The 15,723-nt window shown below is 64.3% G+C and carries 15 protein-coding genes; 8 read left to right on the top strand and 7 right to left on the bottom strand.

Translation table 11 applies throughout. The features are described from left to right. Positions 1-339: 339 nt before the first annotated feature. Complete coding sequence (locus ABIA90_RS07570) at positions 340-1,200, top strand: hypothetical protein (protein WP_354118431.1); 861 nt, start codon at positions 340-342, stop codon at positions 1,198-1,200. Between the two features lie 18 nt (positions 1,201-1,218). Beyond that, positions 1,219-2,373: a TAXI family TRAP transporter solute-binding subunit gene (locus ABIA90_RS07565; protein WP_028152802.1), complete on the top strand. Its 1,155-nt coding sequence runs from the start codon at positions 1,219-1,221 to the stop codon at positions 2,371-2,373. Between the two features lie 253 nt (positions 2,374-2,626). Here the strand turns inward: ABIA90_RS07565 and ABIA90_RS07560 are convergent, their stop codons facing one another. Further along, entirely contained in the window at positions 2,627-3,010 is a 384-nt protein-coding gene (locus tag ABIA90_RS07560) for a YkvA family protein (RefSeq protein WP_071908697.1), read from the bottom strand. A gap of 90 nt (positions 3,011-3,100) precedes the next feature. After that, positions 3,101-3,403, bottom strand: a complete 303-nt coding sequence (locus ABIA90_RS07555) for a 4a-hydroxytetrahydrobiopterin dehydratase (protein WP_166105107.1) — start codon at positions 3,401-3,403, stop codon at positions 3,101-3,103. Between the two features lie 151 nt (positions 3,404-3,554). On the opposite strand from ABIA90_RS07555, the gene ABIA90_RS07550 reads away from it, so the two are divergent. Both ABIA90_RS07550 and ABIA90_RS07545 read left to right on the top strand, forming a co-directional pair. Next, the gene (locus tag ABIA90_RS07550; RefSeq protein WP_085402976.1) at positions 3,555-5,000 is read left to right on the top strand and encodes a TAXI family TRAP transporter solute-binding subunit; all 1,446 of its coding nucleotides are present in this window, start codon (positions 3,555-3,557) and stop codon (positions 4,998-5,000) included. A gap of 165 nt (positions 5,001-5,165) precedes the next feature. Beyond that, a complete protein-coding gene (locus ABIA90_RS07545) occupies positions 5,166-6,707 on the top strand; it encodes an alkaline phosphatase D family protein (RefSeq protein WP_354118430.1) in 1,542 nt (513 codons plus the stop codon). A 24-nt stretch (positions 6,708-6,731) separates the two neighbouring features. Here the strand turns inward: ABIA90_RS07545 and ABIA90_RS07540 are convergent, their stop codons facing one another. Then, positions 6,732-7,166, bottom strand: a complete 435-nt coding sequence (locus tag ABIA90_RS07540) for a response regulator (protein ID WP_354118429.1) — start codon at positions 7,164-7,166, stop codon at positions 6,732-6,734. A gap of 136 nt (positions 7,167-7,302) precedes the next feature. Here ABIA90_RS07540 and ABIA90_RS07535 point away from each other — a divergent pair, with 136 nt between their 5' ends. The 3 genes from ABIA90_RS07535 (at position 7,303) to ABIA90_RS07525 (ending at position 11,659) form a co-directional block, all read left to right on the top strand. After that, on the top strand, positions 7,303-8,079 hold the full coding sequence (locus ABIA90_RS07535; RefSeq protein ID WP_354118428.1) for a Crp/Fnr family transcriptional regulator: 777 nt from the start codon (positions 7,303-7,305) through the stop codon (positions 8,077-8,079). Positions 8,080-8,368: 289 nt separating this feature from the next. Next, positions 8,369-10,195, top strand: a complete 1,827-nt coding sequence (gene typA / locus ABIA90_RS07530; protein ID WP_063980349.1) for a translational GTPase TypA — start codon at positions 8,369-8,371, stop codon at positions 10,193-10,195. A gap of 216 nt (positions 10,196-10,411) precedes the next feature. Beyond that, complete coding sequence (locus ABIA90_RS07525; RefSeq protein WP_354118427.1) at positions 10,412-11,659, top strand: flavin monoamine oxidase family protein; 1,248 nt, start codon at positions 10,412-10,414, stop codon at positions 11,657-11,659. Positions 11,660-11,671: 12 nt separating this feature from the next. On the opposite strand, the gene ABIA90_RS07520 is transcribed toward ABIA90_RS07525, so the two are convergent. Genes ABIA90_RS07520 through ABIA90_RS07505 form a run of 4 tightly spaced genes read right to left on the bottom strand, consistent with a single transcriptional unit; the run spans position 11,672 to position 14,831 of the window. Next, positions 11,672-12,079 (bottom strand): thiol-disulfide oxidoreductase DCC family protein, encoded by a 408-nt coding sequence (locus tag ABIA90_RS07520; protein WP_354118426.1) that lies wholly within the window; start codon positions 12,077-12,079, stop codon positions 11,672-11,674. Positions 12,080-12,139: 60 nt separating this feature from the next. Then, a complete protein-coding gene (locus ABIA90_RS07515; RefSeq protein ID WP_354118425.1) occupies positions 12,140-13,459 on the bottom strand; it encodes an SDR family oxidoreductase in 1,320 nt (439 codons plus the stop codon). Positions 13,460-13,467: 8 nt separating this feature from the next. Then, on the bottom strand, positions 13,468-13,935 hold the full coding sequence (locus tag ABIA90_RS07510) for a DUF2269 family protein (protein ID WP_354118424.1): 468 nt from the start codon (positions 13,933-13,935) through the stop codon (positions 13,468-13,470). Continuing rightward, the gene (locus ABIA90_RS07505) at positions 13,932-14,831 is read right to left on the bottom strand and encodes an alpha/beta hydrolase family protein (RefSeq protein ID WP_231143758.1); all 900 of its coding nucleotides are present in this window, start codon (positions 14,829-14,831) and stop codon (positions 13,932-13,934) included. Before ABIA90_RS07505 ends, ABIA90_RS07510 begins: the two co-directional genes overlap by 4 nt. Before the next feature lie 261 nt (positions 14,832-15,092). On the opposite strand from ABIA90_RS07505, the gene ABIA90_RS07500 reads away from it, so the two are divergent. After that, positions 15,093-15,602: a GNAT family N-acetyltransferase gene (locus ABIA90_RS07500; RefSeq protein WP_014490714.1), complete on the top strand. Its 510-nt coding sequence runs from the start codon at positions 15,093-15,095 to the stop codon at positions 15,600-15,602. Positions 15,603-15,723 lie beyond the last annotated feature (121 nt).

Below are 15,723 nucleotides of genomic sequence, written 5' to 3'. Positions count from 1 at the left end.
TCGCCCGCCTTCTGCGCAATTGCGTACTGAGGCGGGCGGTCCAGATTTCAGAGACGCCAGAGATTTCAGCCGAGACGCCGCGGCCCACTGGATGCCCCGGGGTCAAAGTCAGCGGAGTCTAGGAAAACCTTCCTCAACCATCACCGCCAAAATCGTGGTGCATTCCTCCGCTCCGCCTCAATCAAACCCAAATATTTCCTAATTCGCGCAAACCGTCGTCGTTTTTTGGGCTGATTCCAACTGCGTTTTACCGGTTCCATTTGCGGGACACTTTGGACAAAAGCAAGAAGACTTAAGCCGAATTGCCCCTGCGTTGCGTTGGTAATGGGGAGCATGACCATGGAGACGACGGCACATCGCCCGTCGAAGGAGTCGAAGGCGTTCGACTCCGATCGAGCCACATCACATCCGCCGACCGCGTCCTTTATCCGTGCGCGCGCCGCGCGGGCCGATCTTTCGCAGGACGATCCAATTCCACTCTTCCTGTCCGATCCGCTCGGTGCGCCGGACCCAGGCGAATATGCGCCCATTGAGGTGCGCTCCAGAATTGTCCCGCGCGTTCTCGCGGCCGTTCTGACGGCATCCACCCTGGCAATTCTGGTCACACTGTATCAGTCCGACTTTCGCGGCCTCTTCCCCGCCAATGCCGTTAGCTGGATGGGCATCGCGCCGGAGCAAGCCATGGCGTCGGCCAACACGCCGGCCATGACGCAGAGCTCGCTGAAGGATTCGGACCGCGCGACCAACACGACGCTGGCGAGCGCCGACACGCAGGTTCTCCCTGCACCGTCAACGCCGAGCCGCGAAGCGATCGCGACCGCCTATCAGACGGCGCTGCAAGCCCAGGCACCCATACCTGCGCCCGCACCCGTCGCGGCGCCGCCGGCGCCCACTCCGCCCGCCAAGACGCTAGCCAAGACGCTCGATGCCGACACGCTGGCCGGGCTGATGGCACGCGCGAAGAGCCTGTTGAGGATCGGCGATATTGTTGCAGCCCGCCTGCTGCTCGAGCGCGCGGCCAATGCACAGGATGCAACGGCCGCGTTTCTGCTGGCGCAGACCTATGACCCGGCCGTGCTGGGCACCAGCGACGCGCGGAGCATCGCCGGCGACGCGACCGTCGCGCGTGACTGGTACCAGAAGGCCGCGGCACTCGGATCGGCGGAGGCGCGGCAGCGCCTCGCTCAGCTTCAGAACTAGAACTTTTCAGAGGGTATCATGCGTAACGCTTTGGGAATGGCGGTTGCCGCCATCATGACGATTTGCGCCTTCGCGGCACGCGCCGAGCAGACCGAGTACGATCCGGCCAAGGTCTCGGACGGCCTGAAGGCCATCTTCCAGTTCGGCTCGACCTCGACCAAGCAGTCGCTGAACGCCAATACGGTCACGCTGATCACCGGCACGATCGGCGGCACCTACGTGCAGTTCGGCGCCGACCTCGCCTCCGTGCTCGACGACGGCAACAAGATCCGCGTGCTACCGATCGTCGGCCGCGGCTCGGTGCAGAGCGTCGCCGACATTCTGTTCCTGCAAGGCGTCGATCTCGGCATCGTGCGGGCGGACACGCTCGACTATCTCGAGCGCAAGGGCTTTGCCAAGGACATCAAGAAGCAGTTCACCTATGTGACCAAGCTCTACAATGAAGAGATGCAGGTGATCGCGCCGAAATCGGTCGCGACGCTGAAGGATCTCGAGGGCAAGAAGGTCAGCGTCGATCTGCCCAATGGCGGGACCTTCGTCACCGCGCTGACGGTGTTCGAACGGCTCGGGATCAAGGCGAACTTCGTCTATGTCGAGCAGCGCATCGCGATGGAGAAGCTGAAAGCCGGCGAGATCGACGCCGTCATCGTGGTCGGCGGCAAGCCGTACAAGTCAGTGTCGACCTTCAGCAATGACGGCCGCTTCCACCTCGCGGGGGTCGACTATGCAAAGCCGCTCCAGAGCGACTATCTGCCGGCGACGCTGACCGCCAAGGACTATCCGAACCTGATCAAGGAAGGCGAGAACGTGGACACCATCGCGGTGCCGGCGGTGCTCGCGGCCTACAACTGGGCGCCCAACACCGACCGTTACCGTAAGCTTGCGCTGTTCGTGGATGCGTTCTTCACGAAATTCCCGACCCTGCAGAACCCGCCTTTCCATCCCAAGTGGAAGGAAGTCTCGCTCCCGGCACCTCTGACGGGCTGGAACAGATTGCCGGTGGCGCAGCAATGGCTCGACAAGCACGGCGTCGAACCGGTGACCCGGGAGCGCTTCGAGGCGTTCCTCAAGCAGAACCCCGCGGCCCAGAAGGTGTCCGACGCAGACAGGGAAGCGCTGTTCAAGCAATTCCAGGCGTGGGACGCGGGGAACGCGCGGGCGGAGAAGAAGTAACGAGCGGCATTGCGGCCGATGGTGTCGCAAGCGGCACCCACACACTCGCTGTCATCGCCCGGCTTGACCGGGCGATCCAGTACTCCGTGACGTCAGTGATTGAATCGAGAGGCCGCGGCGTACTGGATTCCCCGCCTGCCGCCTACGCTAAAGCTTCGGCTGCCCTGGACCGCAACCCCGGCGAAGCCTTAGCGTGGCCGGGTCGCGGGGAATGACAGCGGTGGGCGTGGCTACGGCGTGTAGCCAACAACGCCTACTGCGCCGCGTCCGCACCATCCACCCCGCGCTTCAGCACGGCGCGGGCGGCTTCGCGGTGCTCCGTCGTGATGTGGCTGGCGACCATGCGGATGGCGGTGGCGAGCACGGCGGCGTCATCGGTGAAGCCGAGGATCGGCATCACGTCGGGGACGAAATCGAACGGCAGGATGAAATAGGCGATCGCTCCGAGCAGCGACGCCTGGACATGGCGCGGCGTCTGCCGGTCGAACGCACAGTAATAAGCCGCGAGCAGGTCTTCCGCGAACGGCAATTGCACGGCGACACGCTTCAGCTTGCGCCAGAAACGGCGGCGCACGCTCTCATGATCCTCCGCGAGCCGATCGGCCGGCTCGAAGCCGACGCTGTGTTCGGCAGCCATGTTCGAGAAACTCCCCGTTCAGCCAGGGCGGCAGATGGCCGCATCTCCTGCTGATCACAACATGGGGATGCAGCCGATCCTCGCAAGGTGTCAGGTAGCTGTCAGCTTGGCGATCGTGTTCATCATCCTGGCGAGCTCGATGTCGAGCTTGGTGACACCGCCGGCGTCATGGGTCGACAGCACCACCTCCACCGTCTTGTAGACGTTGCGCCATTCGGGGTGGTGATCCATTTTCTCGGCAACCAGCGCCGCGCGGGTCATGAATCCGAACGCCTCGTTGAAATCCTTGAAGACAAAGGTCTTCCCGATGGCGTCGCGGCCCTGAACCTCGGTCCAGCCCGGTATGGCGCCCAGTGCCTGCTTGCGTGCTTCCGGCGTCAGCCGCTCTGCCATGATCGCCTCCATTTTCAGGGGAACTTTACCCTAACACCGTGCATATGGCCCTGGTTCAGACCGGATTTCGTCCATCCGCTAACCATGACGGAGATGTAACCCCGCGGGACAAGAAATTTGCTACAATTGCGGGCGTAAATCGCCGGCCAAGATGAAACTGAGCCTCAAGCGCCTGTTTGGGAGATCGATGACCGGGGGATTGGACCTGGCCGAAGCGCCCACCCCGCCTTCGCCGCGATCAGCGGCGCGGAAGACGGCGCTCGTGTCTCTGGCGCTGGTGCTTGCGATCATCGGCGCGCTCGTCGGCGGCTACTACTTCGCGATGCGGCCGGTGACGTTGAAGATCGCGGTCGGTCCGGCCAATAGCGACGACCTCAAGGTGGTGCAGGCGCTGACGCAGGCTTTCGCGCAGCACAAGAGCTTTGTGCGGCTACGCCCGATCCAGACCGACGGCGCCACCGCCAGCGCCGATGCGCTCGCGGAAAACAAGGTCGATCTCGCCATCGTTCGCGGCGACGTCGACGTGCCGAAGAACGCGCAAGCCGTTGCGACCCTGCGCAAGAACGTCGTGGTGCTGTGGTCCGTGCCCGGCAAGGGCAAGAAGAAGGGCGCGAAGATCACCAAGATCGCGCAGCTCGCCGGCCATCGCGTCGGGGTGATCGGCCGAACCCAGGCCAACGTCAATTTGCTCAAGGTGATCCTCCAGCAATACGGCGTCGATCCCGCGAAGGTCGAGGTCATACAGTTCCCGGCCAATGAAGCCGCCGAGGCGATCAAGGCCCAGAAGGCCGATGCCTATCTCGCAGCCGGCCCCGTCAACAGCAAGATCACGTCGGATGCGATCGCGGCTTCGGCCAAGGACAGCGGCACGCCGACCTTCCTCGCGATCGATTCCGCGGACGCGATCGCGCAAAACCATCCCGTCTACGAAGCATCGGAGATTCCCGCCGGTACTTATGGCGGCTCGCCCGATCGCCCCGATGACGAGGTCAAGACCATCAGCTTCTCGCACCACATCGTGGCGCGCAAAGGTGTGTCCGATACCACCATCGCGGCGTTCACGCGCCAGCTCTTCGCCGTGCGCCAGCAACTGGTGGCGGAATTCCCGATGGCGGCGAAGATCGAGACGCCCGACACCGACAAGGATGCGGTGATCCCCGTGCATCCGGGCGCCGCCGCCTTCGTCGACGGCGAGGAAAAGACCTTCCTCGACAAATACAGCGATTACATCTGGTGGACCCTGATGGCGCTCTCGGCGATGGGCTCGATCGGCGCCTGGTTCGCGGGCTACCTGAAGAAGGACGAGCGCGACAACAACAGCCATTTGCGCGACCGCCTGTTCGACTTGATCGCGGCGGCGCGCAAGAGCGAGACGACCGACGAGCTCGACCAGATGCAAACCGAGGCTGACGAAATCCTGCGCGACACGCTGCGCTGCTTCGATCACGGCGCGATCGAAGAGGGCGGGCTCACCGCCATCAACATCGTGCTCGACCAGTTCCACGCCGCCGTCGCCGACCGCAAGGCCGTGCTGTTTGCCATGCCGCAAAGCCTGCAGCGCGCAGGCGCGCAATTCAGGGCCGCCGGCAACGCGTAAACGCTTGCCGCGTTATTGCTGCGTCATACTGTCTCAGTATAGCTTTCGCTGTCATTCCGGAGCGCGCGCAGCGCGAGTCCGGAATCTCGAGATTCCGGGTCCGGTCGTTCGGACCGTCCCGGAATGACGACGCGAGATGCGCACGAGACAAAAAGCGAAGCCGCCATGAACATCAAATTCTCCCGCCGCCGCTTCCTCACCACCAGCGCCGGTGCGCTCGGCGCGATCGCGATGCCCCATCTCTCGCGCGCGGCCGACCGGCCGGCGGTTACGCATGGCGTGCAGTCCGGCGACGTCACGGTCGACGGTGGCGTGGTCTGGGCGCGCACTGACCGGCCATCGCAGATGCTGGTCGAGGTGGCCACGACCGAGTCCTTCAAGGATGCCCGCGTGCTGCCGCCGATCGCGGCGCTGCCGGAGAGCGACTTCACCGCGAAGATGCTGATCGAGAACCTGCCGGGCGGACAGGACATCTTCTATCGCGTCCGCTTTCGCGATCTCTCGCATACCGCGATCGAGGGCGAGCCAGTGGTCGGCCGCTTCCGCACCGCGCCGGCCGACCGTCGCGACGTCAGCTTCGTCTGGGGCGGCGACGTCGCAGGGCAAGGCTGGGGCATCAATCCCGATGATGGCGGCATGTTCACCTTCTCCGCGATGCGCAAGCATCGCCCGGATTTCTTCCTGCATTCCGGCGACACGATCTATGCCGACGGTCCGATCGAATCCGAGGTGAAGCTCACCGACGGCAAGACCTGGAAGAACGTCACCATCCCCGAGAAGGCCAAGGTCGCGGAGACGCTGGACGAGTACCGCGCCGCGCACAAATACAATCTCACCGACGACAACGTCCGCGCCTTCAATGCCGAAGTGCCGATCTTCGTGCAGTGGGACGACCATGAGGTGACCAACAACTGGTCGCTGTCGAAGGAGCTGCCGGCGTCCTACAAGGTGCGCGACATCTCGCTGCTCGCAGCTCGCGCGGGCCGCGCCTTTCACGAGATGTATCCGATGCGGGAGAGCATCGTTGAGCCGGGCCGCATCTATCGCCAGATCTCCTACGGCCCGCATCTCGACGTGTTCGTGCTCGACGAGCGCAGCTATCGCGGCCCGAACGGCGCCAATCTCGAAACCGCTTACGGGCCCGCGAGCTATTTTCTCGGCCCGGACCAGATCGCCTGGCTCAAGCGCGGCCTTCTGAATTCGCGTGCGACTTGGAAGGTGATCGCCTCCGACATGCCTATCAGTCTCGTCGTATCGGACACGCCGAAGGGCGGATCGGAAGCCATTGCGCAGGGCGACGGCCCGGTGCGCGGCCGCGAGTTCGAGATCGCCGACATCCTGCGCTTCATCAAGATGGCGCCGATCAACAACACGGTGTGGCTGACCGCGGACGTGCACTACGCCGCCGCGCATTATTACGATCCGAACAAGGCGCAATTCCAGGAGTTCGAGCCGTTCTGGGAATTCGTCTCGGGCCCGCTGCATGCGGGCACCTTTGGTCCAAATGCGCTCGACAACACCTTTGGGCCGGAGGTGCGTTTCGTCAAAGCGCCGGGCAAGGACAACCAGAACCTGCCGCCGTCCGCAGGCATGCAGTTCTTCGGTCACGTCAAGATCGACGGCGCATCCGGCCAGATGACGGTGACCTTGCGCGACCGCGCCGACGTCGCGCTGTGGTCGACCACGCTCGATCCGAAATCTGCCTGAAGCCGGGAGAACGCCGACGGGCGATCAGGCGCCGCGCGAGCGCAGCGCGGCCTCCAGCGCTTCGCTCGAACAGGGCTTTTGCAGCCGCGGCCGCGTCTTGAATTCGGGAGCGATCCGATCCTCGGCGCCGTAGCCCGTCACGAAGACGAAGGGAATCTGCGCAGCCGCCAGCCGGTCGGCGACGGCAAAGCTTTTCTCGCGGCCGAGCTCGACGTCGAGTAGCGCGAAATCCGGCGCGCGCGCTGCGATCGCCGCCAGCGCCTGCGCCACCGACCCCACGGTGCGCACGCTCCTCACGCCAAATCCGAGCAGGCGATCCTCGAAATCGATCGCAATGATCGGATCGTCCTCAACGATCAGAACATCGGAAGGAATGCCGGCAGAGCCGTCCGGGGGAGCAGGTATCATGATGGTGGATATCGAGGGCTGCATGTTCTTACCGATCAAGGACAGCCTCATCCCGACGCCTGCGCCCAGCGCATCGGAGGGTTCCCGGAACGAAACTCACCACAGAACAGTTTTCACGTCTGTCCACTTGTGCACACAGCCCATGATCGGACCTCGCTAGTGTTGAAAGGAGAGCAGGGGATTTACGATGGACGCGCGTATCAGCAAGACAACCGAAGTCGGCAGCCGGCCGGCCAACAATCTGCTGCGACGCTTGAGTCCGGCTGACTACGCGCTGCTGGCACCGCACGTCACCCTGGACACCGCCGGGGCCAACGAGCTGCTCTACAGTCCCGGCGACGATGTCCAGGTCGTGCACTTTCCCTGCGGACCGTCGCTCGCGACATTTCTCGTTCCCAATGAGGACGGCCGCGACGTCGAGACCATCCTGGTCGGACGCGAAGGCGCAGTGGGCGGCATCGTCAGCGAGGGATTTCTGCCGGCCTATACCCGCATCTGCGTGAAATTCGGCGGACCATTCGCGCGCATTCACGTCGCCAAGCTGGACGCTGCCAAGATGCGCTCGGCCTCGCTGCGCAACATTTTCGCCCGCTATGCCGACTGCATGCTGGCGCAGATGTTCCAGTCCACCGCCTGCAACGCCATCCACTCCATCGAACAGCGTACGGCCAAGTGGATCATCGCGGCGATGGAGCGGACCGGCGACGAGAGCAGCGTGCCGCTGACGCATGAGCAGCTCGCGACGCTGCTCGGGGTCGGCCGCAGCTATGCGAGCCGCGTGCTCCAGTCGTTCAAGGCCGAGGGCGTGCTCGATACAAGACGCGGCGCGATCCTGGTCCGCAATCTCGACGGCTTGCGCCTGCGCGCCTGCCTGTGCAACGAAGCGGTGAAGATGCACTTCGAGGAGGTGCTGCGCGGGGTCTATCCGACCGAGGAGACCAGCCCCGGCTCGGTGCAGGGCTGATCGAGGCCCCGTCCCCGAGCAAAGGCCGGTTTGGTGCTGGATTTACCCTAACCCCCGGAGATTCCCGGACAAAATTCAGTCAACCAACCAGCAAAGAACACATTGTTTTTTGGCGGTTTTTGCATATATTGCGCCGCAACGCGTAGGGTGCCTGGTCGAGATGGCCGGGCGGCCCTTTTTGGGCGGAAAGCGCCCGTTTCCAGTCTTCCAGCGTTGTTTCGAGAAGAGGTCCCGGTCCGACCGGCGAGATCGCGCTTAACCCATTGTCCGACCGCAAAGAAGCTCACTCATGAACCTTCGTAACGTCGCCATCATCGCCCACGTCGACCACGGCAAGACGACCCTGGTCGACAAACTCCTCCAGCAATCCGGTACGTTCCGCGAGAACCAGAAGGTGACGGATCGCGCCATGGACTCCAACGATCTGGAGCGTGAGCGCGGCATCACCATCCTGGCCAAGGCGGCCTCGGTGCAATGGAAGGACACCCGCGTCAACATCGTCGACACCCCCGGCCACGCCGATTTCGGTGGTGAGGTCGAGCGCATCCTGAACATGGTGGACGGCGCGCTGGTGCTGGTCGACGCCGCCGAAGGCCCGCTGCCGCAGACCAAATTCGTGGTCTCCAAGGCGCTCAAGGTCGGCCTGAAGCCGATCGTCGTCATCAACAAGGTCGACCGGCCTGACGCGCGCCCGACCGAGGTCATCAACGAGGTGTTCGACCTGTTCGCGGCGCTCGACGCCAGCGAGGAGCAGCTCGACTTCCCGATCCTGTACGGGTCGGCCAAGCAGGGCTGGATGGCCGAAAGCCCCGAAGGTCCGCAGGACAAGGGCATGGAGCCGCTGTTCGACCTGATCCTGCGCCACGTCGCGCCGCCGACGGTCGAGGAAGGGCCGTTCAGGATGATCGGTACCATCCTGGAGGCCAATCCCTATCTCGGCCGCATCATCACCGGCCGCATCTCGTCCGGCGTTCTCAAGCCGAACCAGCAGGTCAAGGTGCTGCATGCCGACGGCAAGCTGGTCGAGTCCGGGCGTATCACCAAGATCCTGGCATTCCGCGGTCTCGAGCGCACGCCGCTCGATGAAGCCGAAGCCGGCGACATCGTCGCCATTGCCGGCCTGACCAAGGGCACCGTCGCCGACACCTTCTGCGATCCGACCGTCGAGGTGCCGCTGCCGGCGCAACCGATCGACCCGCCGACCGTGTCGATGTCGTTCATCGTCAACAACTCCCCGCTCGCCGGCACTGAAGGCGACAAGGTGACGAGCCGCATGATCCGCGACCGTCTGCTGCGCGAAGCCGAAGGCAACGTCGCGCTGCGCGTCGTCGAGGCCTCCGACAAGGATGCGATGGAAGTCTCGGGCCGCGGCGAATTGCAGCTCGCGATCCTGATCGAGACCATGCGCCGCGAAGGCTTTGAGCTCTCGGTGTCGCGCCCGCGCGTCGTCTACCAGAAGGACGAGGCGACCGGCGCCACCATGGAGCCGATCGAGGAAGTCGTGATCGACGTCGACGAGGAGCATTCCGGCGTCGTCGTGCAGAAGATGAGCGAGCGCAAGTCCGAGCTGGTCGAGATGAAGCCCTCCGGCGGCAACCGCCTGCGCCTGGTGTTCTACGCGCCGACCCGCGGCCTGATCGGCTATCAGGGCGAACTGCTCACCGACACCCGCGGCACCGCGATCATGAACCGCCTGTTCCACGGTTATGCGCCGTACAAGGGCGAGATTCAGGGCCGCCGCAACGGCGTGCTGATCTCCAACGACCAGGGCGAAGCGGTGGCCTACGCCATGTTCAAGCTGGAAGACCGCGGCCCGATGATGATCGAGCCGGGCTGGAAGGTCTACAAGGGCATGATCGTCGGCGAGCACACCCGCGACAACGATCTCGAGATCAACGTGCTCAAGGGCAAGCAGCTCACCAACATCCGCACGACGTCCAAGGACGAAGCGGTGCGCCTGACCCCGCCGATCCGCATGACGCTGGAAAAGGCGCTCGCCTATATCGAGGACGACGAGCTCGTCGAGGTCACCCCGAAGTCGATCCGCCTGCGGAAGAAGCATCTCGATCCGAACGAGCGCAAGCGCGCGGAAAAGTCCAAGGAAGCGGTGGCGTAAGCCGCTCCACACCGTAGTGCCGTAGGGTGGGCCAAGCGTAGCGGGCCCACCACTTGAAATCCCGGTCGGCAATGGTGGGCACGGCGCAAGAGCGCCTTTGCCCACCCTACGAGGGTGGATCACTCGCCCCAGTGCACAACGTGCGCACAAGGCGGGTGATGACAGCTCACTTTGTGGTGGCTTCAGCGCTCTTCGCGAACGTGCTAGAGCCCGCTGATGACCTCCCTGCCCTCCTCCGTCAACGTCGCGATCATCGGCGCCGGCGCAGCCGGCCTCGGCGCGGCGCATGCGCTGCATGGCTCCGGCCTCTCCGCGATCTTGCTGGAGGCGCGCGACCGGATTGGCGGACGCGCCTGGACCGTGCAGGCCTCGCCTGAGGTCACCTTCGACGTCGGCTGCGGCTGGCTGCACTCGGCCGACAAGAATTCCTTCGTCGGAATCGCAAAGCAGCTCGGCTTCGAGGTCAACAAGGACCTGCCGCCCTGGCGCGAGCGCGCCTTCGGCAACGCGTTTCCGCAGGCCGAGCGCGACGATTTCATGCACGCGATGAACACATTCTACGAGCGCCTGTGGCAGGCCGCGCAAAAGGGCAAGGACGAACCCGCGAGCCTGAGCCTCGATCCCGGCAATCGCTGGAATCCCATGATCGACGCGGTCTCGACCTACATCAACGGCTGCGAACTGAAGGACATGTCGACGCTGGACTGGGACGCCTACGAGGACAGCGACCTCAACTGGCGCGTCCGCCGTGGCTATGGCGCACTGGTCGCGGCCTATGGCGCCCCCTGCCCAGTGGCCCTGGGCTGCAATGTCACGCTGATCGATCATTCCGGCCAGCGCCTCCGCATCGAGACGTCGCAGGGTACGCTGACCGCCGACAAGGTGATCGTCACCGTTCCGACCAATCTCATCGCCGATGAGGCGATCCGCTTCTCACCGCCGCTGCCCGCCAAGGTCGATGCGGCAGCCGGCCTGCCGCTCGGCGTCGACGACAAGGTGACGCTGGCGCTCGACGATGCAGAAGCCTTTCCGAAAGAGGGTAATCTGCGCGGCGCCACCATGCGCACCGAGATGGGCACCTACCACATCCGCCCGTTCGGCCAGCCCTGCATCGAGGGCTTTTTCGGCGGCAGCTTCGCCCGCGAGCTTGAAGATGCCGGCGACGGCGCCATCGCCGCGCACAGCATCGACGAGATCGCGGGCTTCCTCGGCAACGACATCAGGCGAAAGCTCAAGCCGCTCTACGAGTCGCGCTGGGCGCACGATCCGTTTGCAAGAGGATCGTATTCACACGCACTGCCAGGGCACGCTGGAGACCGCGCGGTGCTGGCAGCGCCGGTGGATGGGCGGCTGTTCTTCGCGGGAGAAGCGACGTCGCCAAGCTTCTTCACGACGGCGCATGGCGCCAGGGACAGCGGGGAGCGCGCGGCGAAGGAAGTGCTGGCGGCTTCAGGCAAGCGCTAACCGCGAGCTACGTCACTCAATCACCCGCGCCCGCAATTCGGCATCGGGCACAAAGCACGCATCATACTTGCCGAAGATGCGGTAGCGGTTGCGCGCGATGAGGCTGTACACGGGATCTCGCAGCAGCTTCGGCACAGCGAACAACATCCGCACCCAACTCCATCCCGGCAGATGCGACAGCACGGTCAGCGCGGCGTCGGACTTCATAAAGACCACTCCTTCATGAAGCACCGCGTTGGTGTCGGGGTCATCTGGATCGATGCCAAACATGCGTGCAAGCCGCGCCCCGTAATCCGACTGGATCGGCGTGAAGCGAAACCGCCTCGCCGTGTCGCGCCTGGCGACGAAGCGGACCCAGCGCGAGCAGAAGATGCAGACGCCGTCGAACAGGATCACGTCATCGTCGGGCCATTTGCTCATCAGTCTCTCTATCTTACGCGTTTTCTTCACGCGAACCGGGATCCACTTCGCTCGAAAACGCTAGCGATTATCCAGCATCATAAGCGCGACCAGCATCAGCACGATGGCCGGCCCTGTCTTCACCAGCGCGCCGAGCGGCTCGATCCAGAGGTCGGGCGTGAGGATCGCCGCACCAAACATATAGCCAAGCGAAGCGAAGATACCTGCGACCAAACCGATCGCCGCGGTGCGGCGGAAGGCGATCAGCGCGCCGATGCTCATGTCCATCAGGCTGGTGCCGATGGTGATGGCATCGACCAGCGCGGGCGGGAAGTTGTGCGCACTCAAGATTCCGGCGGCGGCGCGGTAGGAGACGAACAGCGCGATGAAGCCGGAGACGAGCCAGAACGCAACGAGGCTGGCGAAGATCAGCGCCTTGATCAGGAACAGCCGCGCGAACCATTTGTCCTGGATGGTGGCGGGATGGCGCCCGATCGTATCAGTCAACGTCTTCGGCGCGATGCCCGTGGCGGCGATCCAGGCGGAGGGATCGCCAGTCACGCCGCGGCGCAGCTCGGCGATGGCGGTGGAGCGCATCGGCGGCATCCAGCCGAGATAATTGGCTAGATCGCCGATCTTCGCGCCGAGATCGAGCATGAAGGATGGCATCGCGAGGCGCGGCCAGCCGGCCGTGCCGAAGGCGTGGCGGAACTGCTTGATGACGCCGGCCATGGTGACCGGCTCGGCCTGCATCAGGTCCCACGTCACGGCTTTGACTGAGGCGTCGTCGATATCGCGCGCTGCGAGCCAGGCGATGGTGGCCGAAATGTCCTCGACTGCGACGGACTGGAATTGCGTCGACATCGCCTTCTGCGGCAGGTCGAGCGGGAAGGCGGCGAGCGCCCGCAGCATGGCGCTGCCGCCATAGGCTGATGGCGCGACGACGAAGCCGGGCCGCAGGATCGCGTGGGGAATGCCGGAGGCTGCAATCAGGCGTTCGGCCTCGCGCTTGGTCGTCGCGAACGCGGTGCGATCCGCCTCCGCGGTCCCGGGGATCGAGATGTGCACCAGCCGGATCGCGCGGCCGCTGTCGGCGATCGCCTGAAGCAGACGCGCGACGAAGTCGCGATGCACCGCGCCGGTGTCGCTGCCGGGACCATCCTGGAGCACGCCGAGACAGTTCACGACGACGTCGACGGCGTGCTCGCGGAAGAGGCGCATCAGCGCGGCTGCATCGAGCGACAGGATCGGCTGCTCGATGTCCAGCGCGCTCATCTTCTGCGCGGGCGACAGGCTGCGTGCGATGCCGATCACGCGAAATCCCCGCACGCGCAGATCGTCGGTGACGAAGCGCCCGATCAGGCCGGAGGCACCGAGCACCAAAACGGTTCGCTGGGTCATCGCATCTCTCAAAACGGTTTCGCGATCATCAGCCACAGGATCAACATCGTCGCGCCGAAGCCGGGGAAACCGAACGCGAACCAGCGGCGGTAGAGCACGAAGTAGCGTTCAGGCAGAGCGCCGCGCTGCTCGGCCGCCTTGCGCGCGAGATCGCGCATCTCGATCTGCATGAAGACGACGGGGACCCAGAACAGGCCCGCAAAGACGTAGAGCCCAAGCGAGGCCAGCAGCCAGCGTTCCGTGATCGGCATGGCCGAAAGCATCAGCAGCAGGCCGCCCGTCACCGGCTGGAGGATCACGGCCGACAGCGTGAAGATCGCGTCCGCAATCACCACCACCGAAGCGGTACGCGCGATGAATTCGGCGTCGCTCGTGCGGTGCGCCATCAGCATGAAGAAGGCGATGCCGGTGCCAGTGCCGAGAATGACGATGGCGCCCAGCACATGGAGGTATTTGACCAGGAGATACAGCGTCATGGCTTCTTGGCCGCCGCAGGTTTGGACTGGTTCAGCGCAAGCCCGAGCTCGCGGCTGGCGGCTTTGACGCCGGCTTCGCTCTCGATCATCCAATGCCCCTCGCTGCCGACGGCCGGCAATGTGCGGAAGTCCACCTTGCCGCCTCCACCGCGAAACGCATCGGCCAATTGGCGCGAGAACGCCGGCGCAAAATAGCTGTCATTGGTCGCCACGAGCCATGTGACCGGAATGCGCGCCGCCTTGCCGAACTCGGCCACCGCGGCGAGAAGCGTCTGCGGCGCGCAGATCCGGTTCGGTTCGTCGTTGGCGTGGCCACCGCGCCCCGGCGCAAGCGCGATGATCGCGGAGATCGCGTTCGGATCGGCGTTCGCGAGCGCCAACGCCCCCCAACCGCCGGCGGAATGGCCGAGCACGACGGCCGAGTCTTGACGAACGAAATCCTGCTTTCGCAAAAAATCCAGCGCGAGCGAAATTTCGGTGGCCGTCGCGCGACCCGAGCGCGCGTAATCCGCCTCGTCGCAGCCGCCCTGGTCCTCGACATAGCGGCCGCCGGTCGCACCATGGCCGAGCCGCTCCGGCACCAGCACGGCGAAGCCGTGCGCGACGAGAAACGCGACCAGCGCGCGGTATTCAGGCTGCGGCATTTGCGCCCGACGCAGCACATTCTGCGTCGAGGCATGCGCGATCACCGCAAGCCGGAACGGACCGGCGCCAACGGGACGAAACAGCAGCGCATGCGCGGCAACGTCGGTATCCGGCGATGGCACGCGCCATTGTTGCCGGCGAAGCGGCTCGCCCTCCTCACCCGATGACCCAAACGTGACCTGCGCGCACAGAGGGGACGCCATCAACAAGGCCAGCACAGGCAGGAGGGCGAAGATGTTGAAGAGGCGCATGAATCGCCGCAGGCGAACACGGACAGCGACGGATCTGCAGGAACGAATCATTTTCGGCGGACTTTTTGCGTTGCCATCGCGGTTCATTGGTTGCCGCAGGGCAGTTTTGCACCGGCAATGGCAGGCCGGTGCCGTTCGAAATGGCGTCTTGTCTTCTTTCGGTACAACATGGTTAAAATACTGATGCACAAAATCCACACGTTAACCGATAATTAACGATAGGTCTTGCCGCCGGCGCGGCGACTTGGTTTGATCGTATCCATGAGCACAACCCTGATCGAGGTCCGGCCGGCCAAAGCTGCAGATGCAACTGCGGTGGCGTCCACCCATGACGAAGCCTGGCGCTCCGCCTATCAGGGCATCATTCCCGGCGGCGAACTGGAAAAGCTGATCAACCGCCGCGGTCCGCAGTGGTGGGACAGTGCGATTCGCAAAGGCAGCCGCGTCAGCGTGCTCGTGTTCGGCGACAAGATCGCCGGCTACGCCAATTACGGCCGCAACCGCGCCCGCAGCCTGCACTTCGACGGCGAGATCTACGAGCTCTATCTGCGTCCGGAATTCCAGGGTCTCGGCTTCGGCCGCCGCCTGTTCACCGCAGCCCGCCGCGACCTGATGCAGAGCGGCCTGAAGAGCATGGTGGTGTGGGCGCTCTCGGACAACGATCCGGCGACCGAGTTCTACCGCGCCTTGGGCGGCCGCATGGTGGCGCGCTCCTCCGAGCGTTTCGGGCCGAAGTCGCTCGACAAGGTTGCCTTCGCTTGGACCAATTGAGCTGCTGAAAGTCTAGCCGGCAGCGCTTTCCATCCGTCGATACCGTTGCCTTTTGAGCCGGTAGTCGCTGGATTCATTATTTCACAAAAACACGATGGATTGGCGCGCCAAGCCCGCGTAT

This window comes from Bradyrhizobium sp. LA6.8 (assembly GCF_040547935.1).
In the GTDB taxonomy this organism is placed as follows: Bacteria; Pseudomonadota; Alphaproteobacteria; order Rhizobiales; family Xanthobacteraceae; genus Bradyrhizobium; species Bradyrhizobium barranii.
Note: the sequence above shows the minus strand (reverse complement) of the source record. Positions and strands in the feature narration are given on the sequence as shown.